Annotated in this window: 16 protein-coding genes; 9 read left to right on the forward strand and 7 right to left on the reverse strand. The window is 39.2% G+C overall.

The annotated features are described in order from the left end of the window. The first annotated feature begins 166 nt into the window (after positions 1–166). Positions 167–478, forward strand: a complete 312-nt coding sequence (groES, locus tag IQ236_RS19235) for a co-chaperone GroES (protein ID WP_072720402.1) — start codon at positions 167–169, stop codon at positions 476–478. Between the two features lie 125 nt (positions 479–603). After that, on the forward strand, positions 604–2,241 hold the full coding sequence (groL, locus tag IQ236_RS19240) for a chaperonin GroEL (protein ID WP_193870792.1): 1,638 nt from the start codon (positions 604–606) through the stop codon (positions 2,239–2,241). Positions 2,242–2,493: 252 nt separating this feature from the next. On the opposite strand, the gene IQ236_RS19245 is transcribed toward groL, so the two are convergent. Together IQ236_RS19245 and IQ236_RS19250 are read right to left on the reverse strand one after the other, a co-directional pair. Continuing rightward, complete coding sequence (locus tag IQ236_RS19245; RefSeq protein WP_193870793.1) at positions 2,494–3,420, reverse strand: DUF1517 domain-containing protein; 927 nt, start codon at positions 3,418–3,420, stop codon at positions 2,494–2,496. Positions 3,421–3,627: 207 nt separating this feature from the next. Beyond that, positions 3,628–4,674 (reverse strand): SIS domain-containing protein, encoded by a 1,047-nt coding sequence (locus IQ236_RS19250; protein WP_193870794.1) that lies wholly within the window; start codon positions 4,672–4,674, stop codon positions 3,628–3,630. 395 nt (positions 4,675–5,069) lie between these two features. On the opposite strand from IQ236_RS19250, the gene IQ236_RS19255 reads away from it, so the two are divergent. After that, positions 5,070–5,384: a hypothetical protein gene (locus tag IQ236_RS19255; protein ID WP_193870795.1), complete on the forward strand. Its 315-nt coding sequence runs from the start codon at positions 5,070–5,072 to the stop codon at positions 5,382–5,384. Here the strand turns inward: IQ236_RS19255 and IQ236_RS19260 are convergent. The 3 genes from IQ236_RS19260 to acsF all read right to left on the reverse strand — a co-directional run bounded on the left by IQ236_RS19260 (position 5,359) and on the right by acsF (position 9,519). After that, positions 5,359–6,459: a hybrid sensor histidine kinase/response regulator gene (locus tag IQ236_RS19260; RefSeq protein ID WP_193870796.1), complete on the reverse strand. Its 1,101-nt coding sequence runs from the start codon at positions 6,457–6,459 to the stop codon at positions 5,359–5,361. The genes IQ236_RS19255 and IQ236_RS19260 overlap by 26 nt on opposite strands. Continuing rightward, the gene (locus tag IQ236_RS19265; RefSeq protein WP_193870797.1) at positions 6,456–8,288 is read right to left on the reverse strand and encodes a PAS domain-containing sensor histidine kinase; all 1,833 of its coding nucleotides are present in this window, start codon (positions 8,286–8,288) and stop codon (positions 6,456–6,458) included. Before IQ236_RS19265 ends, IQ236_RS19260 begins: the two co-directional genes overlap by 4 nt. Before the next feature lie 154 nt (positions 8,289–8,442). Next, the gene (acsF, locus tag IQ236_RS19270) at positions 8,443–9,519 is read right to left on the reverse strand and encodes a magnesium-protoporphyrin IX monomethyl ester (oxidative) cyclase (protein ID WP_190524311.1); all 1,077 of its coding nucleotides are present in this window, start codon (positions 9,517–9,519) and stop codon (positions 8,443–8,445) included. A gap of 548 nt (positions 9,520–10,067) precedes the next feature. On the opposite strand from acsF, the gene IQ236_RS19275 reads away from it, so the two are divergent. Further along, entirely contained in the window at positions 10,068–10,550 is a 483-nt protein-coding gene (locus IQ236_RS19275) for a TM2 domain-containing protein (RefSeq protein WP_193870798.1), read from the forward strand. A gap of 51 nt (positions 10,551–10,601) precedes the next feature. After that, positions 10,602–11,477 carry an SDR family oxidoreductase gene (locus IQ236_RS19280; RefSeq protein ID WP_193870799.1) on the forward strand — a complete coding sequence of 292 codons (876 nt, stop codon included), beginning with the start codon at positions 10,602–10,604 and terminating at the stop codon, positions 11,475–11,477. 12 nt (positions 11,478–11,489) lie between these two features. Here the strand turns inward: IQ236_RS19280 and IQ236_RS19285 are convergent, their stop codons facing one another. Together IQ236_RS19285 and IQ236_RS19290 are read right to left on the reverse strand one after the other, a co-directional pair. Beyond that, entirely contained in the window at positions 11,490–12,776 is a 1,287-nt protein-coding gene (locus IQ236_RS19285; RefSeq protein ID WP_228041746.1) for a DNA-processing protein DprA, read from the reverse strand. A gap of 18 nt (positions 12,777–12,794) precedes the next feature. Further along, the gene (locus IQ236_RS19290) at positions 12,795–14,900 is read right to left on the reverse strand and encodes a RecQ family ATP-dependent DNA helicase (RefSeq protein ID WP_193870800.1); all 2,106 of its coding nucleotides are present in this window, start codon (positions 14,898–14,900) and stop codon (positions 12,795–12,797) included. A 284-nt stretch (positions 14,901–15,184) separates the two neighbouring features. Between IQ236_RS19290 and IQ236_RS19295 the strand changes: the two genes are divergently transcribed. From IQ236_RS19295 to IQ236_RS19310, 4 genes are all read left to right on the forward strand, one after another. Then, positions 15,185–16,282: a permease gene (locus tag IQ236_RS19295; protein ID WP_190524275.1), complete on the forward strand. Its 1,098-nt coding sequence runs from the start codon at positions 15,185–15,187 to the stop codon at positions 16,280–16,282. Between the two features lie 24 nt (positions 16,283–16,306). Further along, positions 16,307–17,092: a TIGR03943 family putative permease subunit gene (locus IQ236_RS19300; protein ID WP_193870801.1), complete on the forward strand. Its 786-nt coding sequence runs from the start codon at positions 16,307–16,309 to the stop codon at positions 17,090–17,092. Positions 17,093–17,244: 152 nt separating this feature from the next. Then, on the forward strand, positions 17,245–18,768 hold the full coding sequence (locus IQ236_RS19305) for a hypothetical protein (protein WP_193870802.1): 1,524 nt from the start codon (positions 17,245–17,247) through the stop codon (positions 18,766–18,768). A gap of 43 nt (positions 18,769–18,811) precedes the next feature. Then, positions 18,812–19,375, forward strand: a complete 564-nt coding sequence (locus IQ236_RS19310) for a hypothetical protein (RefSeq protein ID WP_193870803.1) — start codon at positions 18,812–18,814, stop codon at positions 19,373–19,375. Positions 19,376–19,402 lie beyond the last annotated feature (27 nt).

The following is a 19,402-nucleotide window of genomic DNA, read 5'->3' on the forward strand; positions in this document are numbered from 1 at the left end:
CCCCTCATCCCCTCTGTTCGGAAACCCGTACAAATTAGGTTGTTGCAATGGGTGGGGTATTTTCGCTAAATTAGCACTCAGGAGTTGAGAGTGCTAATGTGAAATTTCTTAAAGGAAGTAACACAACTCTCGTTCCCAATTATTGCTGTGAACTGGAGGCTAATGAATGGCTGCTGTATCTCTAAGCGTATCAACCGTTAAACCATTAGGTGAGCGCGTTTTCGTCAAAGTAAGTGCGTCTGAAGAAAAAACCGCAGGTGGAATTTTATTGCCTGACACCGCCAAAGAAAAACCCCAAGTGGGCGAAGTCGTGGCAGTTGGCCCTGGCAAACGGAATGATGATGGTTCTCGCTCCGAATTAGAAGTTAAAGTCGGTGACAAAGTTCTTTATTCTAAATACGCTGGCACTGACGTCAAACTCGGCAGCGACGAATTTGTTCTGTTAGCTGAAAAAGATATCTTAGCCATCGTCAGCTAAGTCGCGTTTTCAACCTTTTAGATCGTACACCACACTGGTGTTCTGCGATCTGACTCGTTAAACCCTCAACCCATCTTTTTCCGAATTCGTTTTTACTATTAACCTAAAACCTGAACACAACACCTATGGCTAAACGTATCATCTACAACGAAAATGCTCGTCGTGCATTAGAACGCGGTATGGACATCCTGGCAGAGTCCGTTGCCGTTACTCTTGGCCCCAAAGGTCGTAACGTTGTATTAGAAAAAAAATTTGGTGCGCCCCAAATCGTGAATGATGGCGTCACCATTGCTAAAGAAATTGAACTAGAAGATAACATTGAGAATACTGGTGTTGCCCTGATTCGTCAAGCTGCCTCTAAAACCAACGATGCTGCTGGAGATGGAACCACCACTGCAACGGTTCTAGCTCACGCGATGGTGAAAGAAGGTCTGCGGAACGTGGCTGCGGGCGCCAACCCCATTGAACTGAAACGCGGTATTGATAAAGCTACTAACTTTTTAGTCGAAAAAATCGCTGAACACGCTCGCCAAGTAGAAGATTCCAAAGCGATCGCTCAAGTCGGTTCCATCTCTGCCGGAAACGATGAAGAAGTCGGTAAAATGATTGCTTCCGCGATGGATAAAGTCGGTAAAGAAGGCGTGATTTCCTTAGAAGAAGGGAAATCTATGACAACTGAGTTAGAAATCACCGAAGGGATGCGCTTTGATAAAGGCTATATTTCCCCCTACTTTGCCACCGATACGGAACGGATGGAAGCCATTCTGGAAGAACCCTATCTGTTAATTACCGATAAAAAAATCACCTTAGTTCAGGACTTAGTACCTGTTCTGGAGCAAGTGGCTCGTTCTGGCCGTCCTTTGGTGATTATTGCTGAAGATATTGAAAAAGAAGCCTTAGCCACTTTGGTTGTTAACCGTCTGCGGGGTGTTCTGAATGTCGCTGCGGTTAAAGCGCCTGGGTTTGGCGATCGCCGTAAAGCCATGTTAGAAGACATCGCCGTGTTAACAGGTGGCCAACTGATCACCGAAGATGCGGGTCTGAAACTGGAAAACGCCAAGCTGGATATGCTGGGTAAAGCTCGTCGAGTCACCCTGACCAAAGATAATACCACCATCGTTGCCGAAGGCAATGAAGCTTCAGTAAAAGCTCGTTGTGAGCAAATTCGTCGTCAAATGGATGAAACCGAATCTTCCTACGACCGTGAAAAACTCCAAGAACGCTTGGCTAAATTAGCGGGTGGTGTTGCGGTGATCAAAGTCGGTGCTGCAACTGAAACCGAAATGAAAGACCGCAAACTGCGTCTGGAAGATGCCATCAACGCCACCAAAGCGGCGGTTGAAGAAGGGATCGTTCCCGGTGGTGGTACAACTCTGGCTCACTTAGCACCTCAGTTAGAAGAGTGGGCGAATGCTAACCTCACCCATGAAGCTTTAACTGGAGCGTTGATCGTGTCCCGTGCGTTGGCTGCGCCTCTGAAACGGATCGCTGAAAACGCTGGCGTTAATGGTGCTGTTGTGGCTGAACGAGTTAAAGAAAAAGACTTTAACGTCGGTTACAATGCCTCTTCTAACGAATTTGTGGATATGTTTGAAGCGGGTATTGTTGACCCAGCGAAAGTCACCCGTTCTGCTCTGCAAAACGCAGCTTCGATCGCGGGAATGGTGTTAACAACCGAGTGTATTGTTGTTGACAAACCCGAACCCAAAGATAATGCTCCGGCGGGTGCTGGCGCTGGTATGGGTGGCGATTTCGATTACTAATTCGATGATTAATTTATAATCTTAAAGGAGGTGGCTGATGTCACCTCCTTTTGTTTTAAATCGGGGTAAAGGGAACAGCCAAGAAAAGCGTTTTCTGTTTATCCCTAATATGAAATCCCTAAATGTTGGCTACAAATCCCCCCTGTAGAGACGCGCCATGGCGCGTCTCTACAGGGGGGCTAATGGGATTTCATATAATTTTAAAAAATAATAAGGTGGGCATAGCCCACCCTAAGATTAAACTAACTAAGATTAAACTAAGGTTAAATTGGGATAGTAAGCCAACATATCATCGGTGCTGAGAGTATCCCCACTAGCTTGAGGTGTCCAGAGAATTTCTACAGCTAATAATTGCTCACTTCCAACGGAACCTAACCGACTTAAGGCTTGACGTAAGGTGTCAGGACTATTAACTTTAGGAAGTTGAATTTGTCCTAATGTTCCGACAACTAACGTTACCACAATATATTCGTTTTCCGTTGGGGTTAAATCGCCAGTCTGATTAACTAAATTCGCGTTATTTCCAGTCAGACTCGGAGCTACCCCACCGATTAACTGATTGTTAACATTAGACAGCGTTTCTTCCGTAAATTTACTACGTTCTGCTAAGGCCCATTGATTAAATTTAGCTTCGGCGGAATTCATTCCCGCTTGTTCGGACTGGGAAGAACCATAGGCCCAATATTCGGGATGGCGTAACAACGCTAAAGTGGTTTCCTGTAAGACTTGGGCGCGACCGGCTGCGGAACCTGTATCGGCGGTTTGGGCGATGCGGTCTAAATCGGCTTGTAACGTTCTCGCTTGAGCCAGTAACCCCACTTGTAAACGGGCGACGGAAACCGTTGGGTTGCTGCTGTATCCCAGTTCATCTTGTTCCATTGTTGACCGGAAACTTCTGAAGATGAACCCCGCAATGGCCATAAAAATCAGTAGGGAAAATAACCCGCCTCCGCCAAACCCAAAGAAGGGAATAATAAACGGAAATCCAAACCCGCCCCCACCATAATATCCCCCTGGAGTACGGCTAGGGCCAGGATTATAGCTACGACTCGGAGCTCTAAAGGAACCTCCACCAATGCGTCCCCCACTTCGGGCTGCTAAGGCTCCATCGGCTTGACTAAAAAATAAAACAGCAACCAAACTGAAAACAGCTAAAGGTTTTAAAAGTTTTTTGAACATAAATCACATCTCATTTTCTGAGGACTGGAAACTGGAAAATCCCCTTTCAGAAGGAAACAGATAATCTGTTTACGGATTCCCTTACTTCCTTGATTGTGGGAGTTTTTCAGTTCTTTTATCTATAATGTAACGTTTTTTTAATTTTGGTTCATTCAGACTTAGGTACGGGATTTACGATTCAAAGGGGGGAATTTTCTCCTGGTTGTCCTAGCGGGTTTCCGTTACTTTTTGCAGTCCGCGAGGGTGATCAACATTATAATTGCGGGTTAATGCTAAATTTAAGGCAAATAATTGACCGGGAATAATCGCAACCAGAGGAGAAATCCATTCAGGAATATCAGGCGGTAAAATTAACGAAGTTTGAGCAAATTTTAAGGTTTCTTGATCATTGCTAATAACAATTAACTCGGCTTCCCGTTGTTTTAAAGTTTGCATTAAGGCTTGGAGTTCGGGTAAAACTTTCCCCGATGGTGCAATGACAAAAACAGGAAATCCAGGTTCCACAATGGCTAAAGGCCCATGCAAAAAGTCAGCACTGCTATAGGGTTCCACGAGAGTATAGGTTAATTCCTTAAGTTTTAAAGCCAGTTCAAAAGCCGTTGCATAGTTATAGCCTCGACCAATGACAACGCAATGTTTCATATAGCGATAGCGTTCTACTAAACGATTAATTTCTGGATTTAAGGTTAAGGTTGTTTGGACTAATTCAGGAACAGTTTGAACGGTTTTTAAGATTGTTGATTGTTGAGAGAGTTCTGCACTTAAAAGAGCGATCGCTAATAATTCAGTGGTATAGGTTTTAGTCGCTGCAATAGATTTTTCTACTCCTGCATTTAAGTTAATCACATAATCTGCTTGTTGGGCTAAGGGGGAGTCGGAAAAATTAGTAATTGCGGCGGTTAAAACCTTTTGAAGACGGGCTTCTGCTAATACGGCTACTAAATCAGGACTTTGACCACTTTGGCTAATTCCTAATACTAATGTATTTTTTAATTGTGGCGTTTGCTGATAAATACTATATAAACTCGGTGTCGCTAAACTCACTAAAAATCCATTCAGGGAACCGAACACATATTGAGCATATCGGGCTGCATTATCACTACTTCCTCGTGCCGCAATCACAACTTGAGAAATCTGGCGGCGATGTAATTCTGTAACTAGCTGTTGGATAATTGGACGTTCCGAGGTTAACAGCCTTTGTAAAACCTGGGGTTGTTGCTCAATTTCTTGTTCGAGATTAGACGAAATTGCCATTCAATCAACGTTGTGATCAGGTTATGCCCTTGCTATTGTATAAGAAAAGTCTGCCATCAGCCACAACAGACTCCTAGCAGGCTTCTGCCGTCGATTCAGAATATTGATTAAAACAGTATAGAAAAATTTTGCGATTGCTGCTACAATTAGAGATAACTGATAACTGATAACTGATCTAGCCACAGTTGCTATAATCTGGCGACTGTGGTATTTCTGTGGGCAGAAACGTTCAACCCTCCCTACAATACGTTACCCCTGTTAACCATCCCCAGGAAGCTCAACAACTCGGTGAAATTTTAGATCAGTGTTTTAACGTTCAGGAATGGGATGAGTAATGTAGCAATATAAGATGATCAGAGAACGACGAGGAAAATTATTAATTTGAGCAAAAAGTGATGCCCATTTTCCGATTTATTAAACTGATATCAACTCTTTTAATCACCAGTGCATTAGGTTTAGAGGTCTGGAATCTTATAACCGGATTCATTGAAACCGTCAGTCTCAATTGGTTAAATTGGATTGTTATTATTGAACGTTTAGCGATTACCATTCATGGGGCTGAAGCCTTAATTGTCAGTTATTATGCCCGTTCAAAAAATAAACATCCCCTTCAATATGGAATTTATACATTTTTTGTGGGTACAGTTGGTTTATTAGAATTGTTCACGGATAAAACGGATCAAATTAACTGGAAACCGTTGATAAAATAACTCGCACAATTGTTGTTTTTCCGAGGGTGCTTTCAATTTCTAGTTTGCCTTGATAAAACTGAACTAAACGTTTTACGAGAATCAATCCTAATCCAGATCCTTGTTGTTCATAAATCCGACGTTCAAATTGCTGATAAGCTCCAACTTTAGCAATTTGTTCGGCGGTCATTCCCCGTCCTATATTAATAAATTCCAGATAATAATAATTAAAAATTTGATATCCTTTAACAACAATCTGAGTATTATTAGCAGAAAATTTAATCATATTGTCAATTAATTCTTCTGTTATTTTATTAAAAATTTCTTCAGGAATATTAACGTCACATTTCTCGATTTCTAAACCTAAATTTAGGGAATTTCCTTTAATTCCTTGAATTTTACTTTCAATAATGCTTCTAATTAAACGTTCAGGATTTGAAATAAACCCTTTAGGAAAATATTGAGATCTTTGCGGATCTCGTTCTAATAATTCTAAATCAGCATAGAGGAGAAAATTACAGGTCAGTCGATATAAACGAGTCGCAGACAGACTAATATTTTCTAACATCTCTTGAATTTCATCCGGTGCCATTTCCTCAAAATCTGCGATTAACAGTTGTGTAGTTCCGATAATTCCATTCAAGGGAGTTCTTAACTCATGGGGAAGAGACAGGGTAATCTTATTACATAACTCATCCAATTGTTCTTGTACTTTTTGTTCAAAAACTTGGTATTTTTGAATCCGGCTATGGATAGCTTCTAATAAATCTTGGTGTGTAAAAGGTTTACTAAGATAATCATCAGCCCCTAAATTCATCCCATAGCGAAAATCAGCCGTTGTTGATTTAGCCGTTAAAAAAATAAAAGGAATGGTTGCTGTAGATTTAGACTGTCTTAATTCTTCTAAAACTTGATGTCCATCTAATCCCGGCATCATGACATCACAAATAATTAAATCTGGTAAAATTTCTCTGGCTAATTTTATCCCCCTTTCTCCATTCTCTGCACCAATTCCTAAAAATTCTTCAGCTTCCAAGATATCTAAAATAATAGAACGAACGTTGAGATCATCTTCTATGACTAATACTTTTTTCATGGGTTATGCTCTTGATTTGATAAGGGAAAAATGAGAGTTACTGTTGTTCCCAAATTGATTTGACTTTCAATATAAATCATACCTGCCTGAATTTCAACGGATTTTTTAACGATAGTTAACCCTAAGCCTGTACCGGGAATTACCCCGACATTTTTTGCCCGATGAAAGGGTTCAAATAAATGCTGTTGGTCTTCTATCGGAATCCCAATCCCTTGATCTTTTAGTGTTAAAATAGCTTGATTAAGATTATAATTTAATTTTAATTCGATGTTTCCCCCTTGGGGAGAGTATTTAATCGCATTGGTAATTAAGTTATATAAAATGTGTCGTAAGAGTTTTTCATCTAAATACACTAGAATGGGTAAAGTTGAGGAAGAGAGCAAGTCAGATTTAGGAGGAATAAAATGTAAATGTTTTTGATCATCTAAGCCAACTTGCATCTCTTGAATTAAAGTAAAACAAAAATATTCTAAGTTAATTAAACTGGGATGAAAGGGGATTTTGTGGGCTTCTCCTTGACCAATTAATAAGACCTCATTTAAGAGTTCTGTCAGATGGTGAACCGTTGTTTGAATTCGTCGTAAATAAGTTAAATTCTTCTCTTCATCCCATTTATGGCTATAATGTTCTAAAGCTTCGGCGGATGCTAAAATTGTTGTTAAGGGGGTACGAAATTCATGGGAAATCATGGAGACAAATCGAGATTTAAGTTGATTTAATTCTTTTTCTTGGTGTAACGCTTTGTGGATTTCCGCTTCAGAATATTTGCGCTGAGTAATATCTTTTACGTCTCCCTCATAAGCAATAATTTTTCCCAGTGAATCTCGAATAACTCTAGCATTTTCAGAAATCCAAATAATACTCCCATCAGAACGGTAAACTTCAGATTCAAACCCTAAAACTGTTCCTTGTTCATTAATTAGACGGACAAATTCTTCTCGTCGTTGCGGATTAACATAAATTTGATCGGGGATATGGGAAAGATTTTGGATTAAATCTTCCGGGGATGAATAGCCATAAATTCTGGCGAGTGCGGGATTAGCACTAATAAAATGTCCGTCAGGAGTGGATTGGAATAACCCTTCTAGGGAATTTTCAAAAATGCTGCGATATTTGGCTTCTGTTAGGGTTAGTTGCTCATAAGCTTGTTCTAATTTTTGTCGCGAATTAAACCAAGTTCGTTGTAAGTTTTCATACAGGTAAACGGACAGATTACAAATTAAACAAGTCCAAAATAAAAATAATAATAACATTAAGGAATCATAGCTATCAGGAATAATTTTATGACCGAGTAATTTATTGATTCCAAAATAATAGCCTAAGATAATCAATTGGGAGGTTAAATGCAAGATTAATCGCACAGGAATTAATGTTGCTTGACTCACAAAGGTTAACACCCAACCAAATAAATTCGGGCTAACATTTCCATTGACCGTTTGAATAATTTGTTTCGTTAATTCAAGGGAAATTGATAATCCTAAAAATAAATAACCTAAATGTTGATTTCCCCAATGTGTTTTTAATAATTTTAAACAAATTAGTAGTCCCAAAGATGCACAGATTTGTAAATATAAGGTTTGATCTAAAAATTTTTGCTTCCAAAGAATAAATTGCAATAAATTAATTAAAATAGCACTAAAATAAATACAAATCCCAATATAAAATGCCAGATTTAATCGCACCGACAAAAAATGATGCCGCCACAGTTCATAAGATAAATGGTTGAGTGTGTTATTATATTCAGGAACTACATTCACAGATTTTAAATAGTTAAAAAGACGTTGAACAATCCGTAAATGCGTTAGTTGATTCCTAAGCATTTCTAACATAGATTAATCAGAGATGGCGGAAAACAAGGGGAAGCAGAAAAGATATTGTGAATTTAGTATAAACGAGTTTAGTCAAAATGATATCCCCAAAAAAGAGGCCCTGTAAAACACAGAACCTCTTTGGGTTTAATTTTAGATGTAAATCCAGGATTGATTAATAAACAGCACCTTGAGAGGCGGTAACATCAATCGGTTTCATTAAGTACAGTTTGAGCAACTGCCATCCGTTAGACAGATAGTAGGGCAGTTTTTGGAAGAACTGAACAAATTTAGGGCTATCAGAATTAACAATCGCCGTTAACTGTTCGTTGTTCTTGAGGCAGACATCCAATCGGTTATAGAATTCAGGATTATTCACATCCAACATCACCGGGAAAACGCGACCTGCATTTTCGTTGGTTTTTTCAATGACATGAATATCATAATCCCGTGCATTTAAACCAATGGCCGCATAAAAATCCGCCCGTTGTAAATCGTTTAAATACATGGTGGCAAATACTGACAACAGGAAGAAACGACACCAAAGTTTCGCTTTCCAATCATTCAGCATTTGGGGTTGAGATTGCATCACCGCATCGAAGAAATCGCCGTGACGATTCTCATCCTGACACCAATTTTCAAAGAAGCGGAAAATCGGATAAATGCGGTTTTCGGGATGGGCTTCTAAATGCCGATAAATCGTGATATAGCGCCAATAACCAATTTTTTCTGATAAATAGGTGGCGTAAAAGATGAATTTAGGTTTAAAGAAAGTGTACTGACGGCTTTTGGTCAGAAATCCTAAATCTAAGGAAAGATTAAAATCCGACATCGCTTTATTCAGAAAACCCGCATGACGAGCTTCATCCCGAGACATCAATTGAAAACACTCCGCTAAAACAGGGCTTTTATCCTTGAGACGACGGCTGAGTTCTTTATAGAGCAAGAAACCTGAAAATTCAGCCGTGCAGGAACGCTCTAAAAATTCAATGAATAAACGACGAGTTTCGCCATCAATATGATCCCAGGATTGTTCAAATTCTTTATCCCGGACAAAGTGATTACGATTGTAGTCTACCCGAAACTCTTCCAGAATGGCTAAGAGTTCCTCTTCATTGACGGAGATGTCCATTTTCTCCATTTCCTCAAAATCCGTTGTGTAGAAACGGGGAGTGAGGATGGTTTCTTTGGCTGGGACTTTCACCCCAGGTCTGATTTCGTCAAAAGCGGGTCTTTTCAGGGAATCTACCATGTCTGTTGGATCTCTATTCTTATCACAGTGTGTTCTAAAGTCAGGAGTTCACGGGACATTCAGCCCGTCACCCCGCTTAAGGCTATGCTTATTTATGAATCAGCTTAAAATTGCCATGCAATATAGTCTACCAACGTCTACACCCAAAGGGGACAGGATTTGCGTTAAGAATTGCAACAAAAATTTAAGTGCTGGTGCAAAATCAATTACCGAGTTGAGACAGGAAATAGGCAATGGGCAATGGGCAATAGGGTATTGAGTTGGGTTTGGGTTAATCTGGGAGCATGATCAAAAAATCACTTCTACTCAAAATCCCTTTTCCTGAAATTGCAGAAATCATAACCCCAAATTAGCTTTTTTTTCAGTCATAGGATTTAGAGGAAGCATTGTCACAAAAATCCTTAAAAAAACCGATTTCCTGTCTTCTCCTCTTCTGCCAAACCCCGAATATCAAAAAATATGTCATCCTAAAATAGTAAGGTAGCCTCTTGGGGATTTCCAACCCCAGATGACTAATATTGGGCGAAATAGTTTCGGGAACCAAGTCCATGAATAAAGTTGGGATGAGCTATTTGTTGTGGGCGGCTTGTTTGATTAGCCCTTTTCACGGATTACACCGTTTTTATAATGGTAAAATCGGGACAGGTTTATTATGGTTGTGTACCTTTGGTTTATTTGGATTTGGGCAATTTTTAGATTTATTTCTGATTCCGGGTATGGTAGAGGAACACAATGATAAACTTCGGGCAAAATTAGGAATGTCGTCTCAAGGTATTCTCCTTTATTCCCATCAGAATCAAGTTACACGAACGGTTTCCAGAAGCAACTCACAATCTTTACAAGTTCAATTATTAAAAGCCGCCGCCAGTCGCGGGGGTAAACTGTCAGTTACTCAGGGAGTGATGGCGACGGGTGCAAGTTTTGAACAGGTTGAGAACATCCTGAATCAAATGTTAAAAAGTGGCTATGTTGGGATTGACAATGATCGGAAAACCGGAGTGGTCATTTATGATTTTTATGAACTTTCCTAGCTTTTTTTGTTAGATTAATTTATTGTATCTTAAGTTTGAGGAAAATTAACGATGTTCTTAGTCACAGGTGCAACTGGAGATTTAGGTCGTTCGATTGTTCAACAATTATGTGATCAGGAAATTCTGGTGCGGGCTTTTGCGCGTTTAACCTCTCGATATGCTCGATTGGAACACCGAGGGGCTCAAATTTTTATTGGAGATTTAACGGAAAAGCGAGATATTGAAAAAGCCTGTCAAGGTATCCAATATATTATTAGTACCCATAGTAACCCCAATGATCCATTAGGGGTTGATTATCGGTCTAATATTGATTTAATTGATGCAGCAAAAGCCAATAATGTTCAACATTTTGTGTTTATTTCTGTGTTGGGAACTGACCGAGGTTATGAAGATTCGCCCATTTTTAAAGCTAAACGAGAAGTTGAGAAATATTTAGAATCTAGTGGGTTAAATTATACCATTTTAAGACCTTCGGCTTTAGCGTCTAGTTTATTACCCTTAGCCGAACGCTTTAAACAAACGGGGATTTATTTATTAATTGGGGATGCTAAAAATCGGACTTCTGTTGTTAGTACCGATGATGTGGCTCGAATTGCCATTGATTCAGTCTTTATCGAAGCCGCAAACCAGAAAATTTTTCCCGTAGGGGGGCCAGAAATTATCGCCAGAGAAGATATTTATCAAATTTTTAGCCGCGTTTTTAATCGAGAACCAATTGTAATTAATCCGCCTTTATTTTTATTTGATGGACTTCGGGGAAGTTTAGGATTAATTAATGCTGATTTATATCAAAAATTAGGAACATTACGAGTTTTATTAAGCAATGAATTTTTCTGTACAACGGAGGAAATTCAAAACTTAGAGCAACTTTTTTCGATTAAAATGGAAAGTTTAGAAAGTTATATTCGTCGGTATTTAGGCGGTTAATAATTGTCTGAATTATTCCATTTCAGGAAGTAGAGACAATTGAGTGAGTTGTTGATTAATAACATAAGCAACGGGTTTCTTGGTTTTTTTAACTTTCCCTTCAGCCACGGCTCTATTTAACCAATCTTGCATTTGCGCTTGTCGGACTTCCAAACGTTCAGCAATGGATTTTGTATCTAAAGGTTGATGTAAATGAGCCAGGATGAAGGGTAAAACTGCTTCATAAATATCCTTTGGACTCATGGGAAAAACTTTCGGAATAGTTTCTGTAACTTGATGCTCAGATCCTTGTGTTTTTTCCTCAAGTTCTTGATTAGGTTCAACTTCTATTGCTTCAACTTCTGAATTAACAGCCTCTAATACCGTTCTCAATAGTCCTTTTAACGAAGATGCAGGTATGATAGGAAAAGGTTTAGCTCCTTGTTTAATTAATTGTTGATTTCCTTCGGGTACAGTATCTTGCATCCGCACAAAAACAGGTACATCTTTAATTTTTGAGAGTGCTTCTTTTGCGCCCGCCCAAGTTCCCCCTGTTTGATAACCCGAACTAACCACTAAACCATAATCTGCTAAAGCATAAATATATTTATTTCGACCCATTGCATTACCCGTATTAAAACCCGCATTGGGATCATAAGGAGAAATTAAAGTCAATCTACCTTCAGCAATACTATTACGATATTTACCATTGACAGAGGTTTTAATTAAACTATCAGCTAACACCCCAACAGCCGTTCCACCCGCTTCTAATATCCCTAACATTGAAATTTGATCGACCCCACGCGCCCCACCGGAAATGACCTGTATTCCCTCTTCAGCGCAAGTTTTTGCGATGGTCTGAGTATAGTCAATTTCCTGTTCAGTAACATCACGAGAACCAACAATCGCTAACCCTCCACTAGAAAGTAATTCTATATTACCAATGCCATAAATAATTGCAGGAGCTTTTTGTTTTAATCTCTGCTTCAAACGTTTAGGATATTGACTGTCACCTCGTCCCATTATCCAGAGCCCTTGAGTTGTCCATTTTTCCACCGCTAAACTCAGCATTACACCTCGTTCTAGTAAAGCTTGGATGCGCTGAATATCCAATTTTTCAATTGCAAGATTTTGTAATTTATTGTTAATATTTGAACTTAATAAATCCCCAGGTCGCATTTGATTGTCCTGAAGCCAACCTACTAAGAGATTATACTCAGTCAAGGTCAGAGGTTGGGGTTGAGAAAGTCGATTTTGTCCAAAGCTGGCACATAACAACAAAATCCCTTGAGTATCGGGTGATAAGATAGGATGATTCATAATTTTATTATAACTTTTTTAATCAGCTTTTTCCAAAGAATTTAACGCTAAAGCAAGGGGAAAAACAGCACCGCTACCCGCCTGTTTTAATAGGGCTGCAATGACCGTCAATGTCCAGCGAGAATCGACCATATCATCTATTAAGAAAACAGCGCCATTCATTACCTTCTCAGTATCTACTTCAAACACTCCATCTAAATTATGCGCTTGTTGGTAACTGTTACTCATCTCTTTTTGTTGTTGATTGGGTTTAATTTTCCGCACCACTGGAATAAAAGGTAAATTTAATTGATTAGCCAATCTTTGAGCGAAATTAGGTACAAGTTCTGGACGATTTAAAGAAGGAACACAAGTGACCCAACTGGGAAAAGGTTGAGGTTGCCATCGTTGAATCATCTCAAAAGCACCTTGCACTAAGTTATCATCAAAATAATTATCTTGGTATTTCCCTTTTTTAACTAATTCTCCCCAACCTGCATCGCCCCAAAGAGATAATGCCTTTCCTGGTTCAGCTTTTAAATTATTTTTAATATTACCAGAAAAGTTGTATGTTAATAAAGCTTGTAATGCCCATTGTTTGCGAGGTTCAATAATTTGGTCGCTGCGACGTAAATATTGAATGGCTTGATTAACTAATTCTAGTGAATAAGTTTCTGGAATTAAAGGTTTACCTAAACACACTGCACATTTACCGCAGGGAGTTGGATTAGAATCATCTAAAGCTTGGGCGAGAAAAGCCATTAAACACTGTTGACTTTTCATGTATTCTCGCATTTGAGATTGTTCATTAAAACGAATTTGGGTCAACTGTTCAATTTTCTCTGTATTCAGTTGATAATTAACTGCTGTAGCGGTAGCATTCCATTTAGATTCTATCTTAGTTACAGGTGAGGGAAATTCCAAAGAGAGTAATTTTAACACTTTCTCAATTTGTCCCCTAGAAAGATTCAATTTTTGCTCAAGTTGAACAACAGACAAGCCATTATCCGCTTGATTAAGAGCATTTAAAACTTCCTGAGTATGAGCTTGGGGGGGAAAAGCCGTTCTAATAAAATAGTTCGTAATGTCCTCGTCTTCATCCCCATTTAAAAGAATTCCATACGCCTCTTCTACGGCTCGTCCGGCTCGTCCGACTTGCTGATAATAATGCACAACAGAACCCGGACGTTGATAATGAATCACAAATCCTAAATCCGGTTTATCAAAACCCATACCTAAAGCGGTTGTAGCGACTAACGCTTTAATTTCATTATTGAGTAGTTGGTCTTCTAAAATTAATCGATCTTCGTTTTTTAGCTGACTATTATAAGCTTTCGCAGCAATTCCTTGTCTGTTTAACCAGTCCGCAACTCTTTCACTATCCTTAACGGTTAATGTGTAGATAATTCCGCTTCCGGGTAAGTTCGGCAGATGTTGGGCTAACCATGCCATTCTAGCGGCTGGACTGGCAATATAAATATTTTGCAGTTGTAAACTTTGGCGAGTTAAAGTTCCTCTGGAAACTTGCAAATTTGTTCCTAATTGAGTTATAATATCCTTAACGACTCGATTGTTTGCTGTAGCCGTTGTTGCTATAGCAGGAATATTGGCAGGTAAAGCTTGTAAAATTCTAACAATGCGACGATAATCTGGGCGAAAGTCATGCCCCCAATCAGAAATACAATGGGCTTCATCAACAACAAATAAGCCGATTTTTTCAGACATTGGTAAGAGTATTGTTTCCCGAAATTCTTCGTTAGCAAGTCGTTCGGGTGAAATTAATAAAAGATCAATTTCATCGGCGAGTAACTGATTTTTAACTTGTTCCCAATCTTCTGTATTTGTGGAGTTAATTGTTGCTGCTTTAAGCTTAATTCTTTCTGCTGCTGAAATTTGGTTTCGCATTAAAGCCAGTAACGGTGAAATAATCAAAGTTGGGCCGTTTCCTCTATTTCTTAATAAGCGAGTGGGGAGAAAATAAACTAAACTTTTACCCCAACCTGTGCGTTGAACAACAAGAAGACGGGAACGGTTTTCAATTAAAGTTTGAATGGCTTCCCATTGTCCCTCTCTAAATTCAGCAGTTTTATTATTAAGAGCAGTTTTGAGAAGTTCTAACGCTTCTTGTTTAAGTTCATGGGTCATATTAATCACCCTCTAATAGTAAATCTTGAAATGTTTGCTACATATCCGTATTGTGTAGAGACGTTGTATGCAACGTCTCTACACATGGTTTATAGAGCATCTATAGCACCGATTTCAGGATTTCATATAATTCAACAATAGACAGCCAAAATCCCACATTGAACAATCCCGCCATCGGATCTGTTAAGTTGGATAAGGCACTGTCGGGGTAAAATAGCTCAATTCCCCTTGTTTACATGATCCCCTGGATCACAACAGTGTGTTATTCCCCGAATAGGTAACGGATGCAAGCAACATTCATCCATCAATTTAATAGCGGTTTTACGCTATTCCTCAGCTTACTGGTTGAAGCGATCCCCTTTTTACTCTTGGGGGTGTTATTTTCCAGTTTGCTGTTGTGGTTTGTCGATGAACAGAAACTTTTATCCTATATTCCCCCTCATCCCCTTCTAGGGGCATTTGTGGGAAGTTTAGTCGGGTTTCTGTTTCCTGTGTGCGAATGTGGGAACGTTCCCGTCGCCCGTCGGTTACTATTGCAAGGGGTTCCTTCATCGGTGGCCATTGGTTTTTTATTCGCCGCCCCCACTATTAACCCCATTGTCATCTGGTCAACCTGGACAGCGTTTCGAGATCAACCAGAAATCGTCATTTTACGGGTTTTATTTTCCCTAACCATCGCCACCATTTTAGGCTGGGTTTTTAGTGTTCAGAAGGACTTAAGGCCCATTGTTCAACCCGCCATCGCCCGTGCGTTACCCATCGTTGACCTTCCTCAACCCTCTGACTCTGAGGTTAAAGGTGCTTCCTTGCTTCAGTCAGGAACCTATTTTTTAGGGGAGTCCGAAGAACGTCTGCGCCTAGAGTCCCTTCCGGCTTGGAAAACTCAAAAACTCCTGAAAAAACCCGTAAAAAAAGCACCTGTCACTGTTAAACCTGTCCTTCCTCCTTGGAAAACAATATTTTTTACTCCCACAAAAGAACGTTGGGGTTCAATGTTAGAAAATATGGTGCAGGAATTTCGAGAATTAGGAGGAGTATTAGTCTTAGGAAGTTTTATTGCTGCACTCATTCAAGTGGCAGTTCCCCGTGAATTGATTCTCAATTTAGGTCAAAGTCCGGTGACGTCAATTTTAGCGATGTTATTATTGGCGGGAGTTGTATCGATTTGTTCAACGGTTGATTCATTTTTTGCCCTGTCTTTTTCCTCTGCATTTACCAGTGGCGCACTGTTAGCTTTTTTAGTATTTGGGCCGATGATTGATATTAAAACCGTCGGTTTAATGTTATCGGTTTTTAAAGCCAGAGCGGTTTTTTATCTCGTTATTCTGGCTTTTCAGTTAACCTTCTTATTGACCCTAGCGGTTAACTTAAATTTTAGTTAATTGAGCTTGGGAGTTCTCCACACCATGACCCATCTGACACAAAAAATCACCCATTTCTATCAGCAATTTTCCTCGAAATTAGACAACCCTTGGTTAGATGTTGTCGCCCTATTCCTCTGGGCACTGGTATTATTAAAATATTGGCTGACTGGAAAACTCTATATTCTCATTCATCCCAATTATTTTGGATTAACCATTGCTGCGGGTGTGACGTTGTTCGTGTTAGGGGGATTAAAAGCTAAACAAATGATTCAAGAAACTTCATCCCCAACGGTACAACATATCACCTTATTTCCTAAAGGCTGGAGTAGTGTATTATTAATCTTTACGGCTTGTTTGGGATTATTCATCACTCCCCAAATGTTCGGGGCTCAAACTGCATTACAACGGGGTTTAACGGAATCTTTACCCGTGACTCGTGCTCAACCCCAGGAATTTAGAACTGCGATTAAACCGGAAAATCGTTCTTTAATTGAATGGGTGAGATTACTGAATGTTAATCCTGAACCCGATGCTTATAAAGGTCAAAAAGCCAAAGTTACTGGGTTTGTTATTTATCCTCCTGATTTACCTCAAAATTATATTTGGTTAGGACGATTTATTTTAACCTGTTGTGCGGCGGATGCTTACCCCGTCGGACTTCCGGTTTTACTTCCTGAAGGCAAATCTCGACAATTATATGCTCAAGATACTTGGTTAGAAATAGAAGGAGAAATGTATACAGAAACCTTCAATAATCAACGCAAATTAACCCTTAAAGCTCAAAACATTAAAGCCATTCTTCCCCCCAAAAATCCCTACGACTACTAAATCAGTTGTCAGTTATCAGTTAACAGTTATCAGTGAAGAGGAATAGTTGATAAACTATATACTATAATATGATAACTAATAATCGATAACTGACAACTGATCATTAAAAACTGATAACTGATAACTGATCACTGATAACTGATCACTGATACATGAATAGTTTTACAACCAAGTTCAAGAATTTAAAATGGGTTCAGCCGTTAGATCAAGTGGCATTAATCTTAATAATCGTTTTAACTATTTTGATCGGCATTGTTTTATTAACAGGCGATCGCACCACCCCGAAAGTTAAAGAATTTACTTGGCAAAATAAACAAATTGGGGCCGAAGATATGGGTTTTATAATGGTTTTTAATCGACCGATGAATCGAGAAAGTGTTGAGAAGAATTTGCAAATTGATCCGCCTCTTGCAGGTAAAATGAGTTGGGCAGGACGACGCATGGCTTATACCTTATCCGAACCCGTTCCCTATGGAACACCCTTTAGCGTGCAGTTAAAAGGGGCTAGAGATCATTTATATGGAGAGAACCAAGGAACATTAATTGCACCGTTTACAGGATTTTTTCGTAGTCGAGATCGGGCATTTGTTTATATTGGAGTTCAGGGAAAGGAAGAAGGACGATTAATCTTAGTTAATCTTAGTAATAAAGAACCTAAACCCATTCCATTAACGCCTGAAGATTTAGTGGTTTTAGATTTTGAACCCTATCCCAAAGGTGATAGAATTCTGTTTTCAGCCATTACTAAAACCGGACAAAAACAAGGATTAATTGAACCGGAATTATATACGGTGACAACGGGAATTAATCCTCAATCTCCCGAAGATAATTCTAAACCCGTCCAACCTCCAGGGGAAATTGAAAAACTTTTAGATAACAAATATTATCGGAATTTAAAATTTGATTTATCTCCCGATGGTAATATCATTGTGATCCAACGGGTGAGTAAAACTAATCCTAATGATGCGAGTCCTTGGTTTATTGAAAAGGGTAAATCTCCTAAACCTTTAAATGCTCAGGGTGGAGACTTTTTAATTGCACCCGATAGTCAATCCGTTGTGATTGCTCAAGGGCCAGATTTAACAACAATTTTACCTTTAAAACCCGATGCTAAACCCTTAGAATTTTTACCCAAATTCGGTCAAGTTTTAGGCTTTGCACGGGATGGAAGTGCCGCCGCAATGGTTAAATTTAATCCCGATGGAACGCGATCGCTATTTGTGGTGAATAACCAAGGACAAGAACAAGAATTGTATCGCACTCCCCCCTTTGGCAATATTATCAGTGCTGAATTTGATCCCAGTAATAGTGTTTTATACTGTTTAATTACTGAAGTTTTGGATAATCCCGAAACCTATCAAGAACAGCCTTATATTGTGGCGATCGATATCAAAACTAAACAAGTTGTTCCCTTTGTGATTTTACCCAATCAACAAGAAATTAACATCAGTTTATCCCCTGATGGATTAGCCTTACTGTTTGATCAGACCGTTACCAAAACTGGGGAACCCGATGATTTAGAACAATCCACAAAAACCCAAGGAGGAGATACTATTAAAACCAGTCGAATTTGGATTTTACCTCTCGTCATTGATACACCCACCGATGGTTCTAAACCTCAAGTTAAACCGGAAGAATTACCCTTTTTAGGGTTCCATCCCCAATGGCTTCCCTAAACTCAACTTCTACTGTGTTAACGTTCTTTTTGTAGGAAATGTTATGGAAATTACAGATATTACTCAAATTTTAACCGCTAGATTTGGAACAGCCGTAAGTCAAATTGAAGCGAGTTTATGGCAAGTTGAAACCGAGCAATTTCGTTTGTTAGTTTTATTATCAGAAAATCAAAGTTGGTTGAGGATGTTACTGCCCATTGCTCCAGTTCAAGAAGTTCAACTGATTTTAGAACAACTCTTAGAAGCTAATTTTGATCAAACTCAAGAAACTCGCTATGGAATTCATCAAAATGTGGTTTGGGCTGTGTTTCAACATAACCGAGAAACCTTAACAGAAACTGATTTTAACCGAGGGGTTTCTAATTTAATTTCTCTTCAAGAAGCCGGATTTTCAGATTATTATAATCGACTGATTGAAAATCGAATTCAAGAAATTATTTTAGTGGCGAAACAGCAAGGACAATCAATGGAAACCACCTTACAAAATTTAGAACGGTTTTATGCAGAAGGGGTGATGGGAGATTTAACCAATAGTGCAGAAGATCGAGAACGAACCCTAACCGCTTGGCGCTATCAATTAGAACGGTTATGGTCAGAAGTAGAATAAGTAGTAAGCCCTTTAGGGCTTAGAGAG

Origin of the sequence: Planktothrix mougeotii LEGE 06226, from assembly GCF_015207485.1 — a bacterium.
Taxonomy (GTDB): Bacteria; Cyanobacteriota; Cyanobacteriia; order Cyanobacteriales; family Microcoleaceae; genus Planktothrix.

Coding starts and splice junctions, on each gene's coding strand:
- IQ236_RS19280 (WP_193870799.1), top strand. CDS start 10,602: ATGTTCTTAGTCACAGGTGCAACTGGAGATTTAGGTCGTTCGATTGTT.
- IQ236_RS19260 (WP_193870796.1), bottom strand. CDS start 6,459: ATGAAAAAAGTATTAGTCATAGAAGATGATCTCAACGTTCGTTCTATT.
- IQ236_RS19245 (WP_193870793.1), bottom strand. CDS start 3,420: ATGTTCAAAAAACTTTTAAAACCTTTAGCTGTTTTCAGTTTGGTTGCT.
- IQ236_RS19300 (WP_193870801.1), top strand. CDS start 16,307: ATGACCCATCTGACACAAAAAATCACCCATTTCTATCAGCAATTTTCC.
- IQ236_RS19275 (WP_193870798.1), top strand. CDS start 10,068: ATGAATAAAGTTGGGATGAGCTATTTGTTGTGGGCGGCTTGTTTGATT.
- IQ236_RS19250 (WP_193870794.1), bottom strand. CDS start 4,674: ATGGCAATTTCGTCTAATCTCGAACAAGAAATTGAGCAACAACCCCAG.
- IQ236_RS19255 (WP_193870795.1), top strand. CDS start 5,070: ATGCCCATTTTCCGATTTATTAAACTGATATCAACTCTTTTAATCACC.
- acsF (WP_190524311.1), bottom strand. CDS start 9,519: ATGGTAGATTCCCTGAAAAGACCCGCTTTTGACGAAATCAGACCTGGG.
- IQ236_RS19285 (WP_228041746.1), bottom strand. CDS start 12,776: ATGAATCATCCTATCTTATCACCCGATACTCAAGGGATTTTGTTGTTA.
- IQ236_RS19305 (WP_193870802.1), top strand. CDS start 17,245: ATGAATAGTTTTACAACCAAGTTCAAGAATTTAAAATGGGTTCAGCCG.
- IQ236_RS19265 (WP_193870797.1), bottom strand. CDS start 8,288: ATGTTAGAAATGCTTAGGAATCAACTAACGCATTTACGGATTGTTCAA.
- groL (WP_193870792.1), top strand. CDS start 604: ATGGCTAAACGTATCATCTACAACGAAAATGCTCGTCGTGCATTAGAA.
- IQ236_RS19310 (WP_193870803.1), top strand. CDS start 18,812: ATGGAAATTACAGATATTACTCAAATTTTAACCGCTAGATTTGGAACA.
- groES (WP_072720402.1), top strand. CDS start 167: ATGGCTGCTGTATCTCTAAGCGTATCAACCGTTAAACCATTAGGTGAG.
- IQ236_RS19290 (WP_193870800.1), bottom strand. CDS start 14,900: ATGACCCATGAACTTAAACAAGAAGCGTTAGAACTTCTCAAAACTGCT.
- IQ236_RS19295 (WP_190524275.1), top strand. CDS start 15,185: ATGCAAGCAACATTCATCCATCAATTTAATAGCGGTTTTACGCTATTC.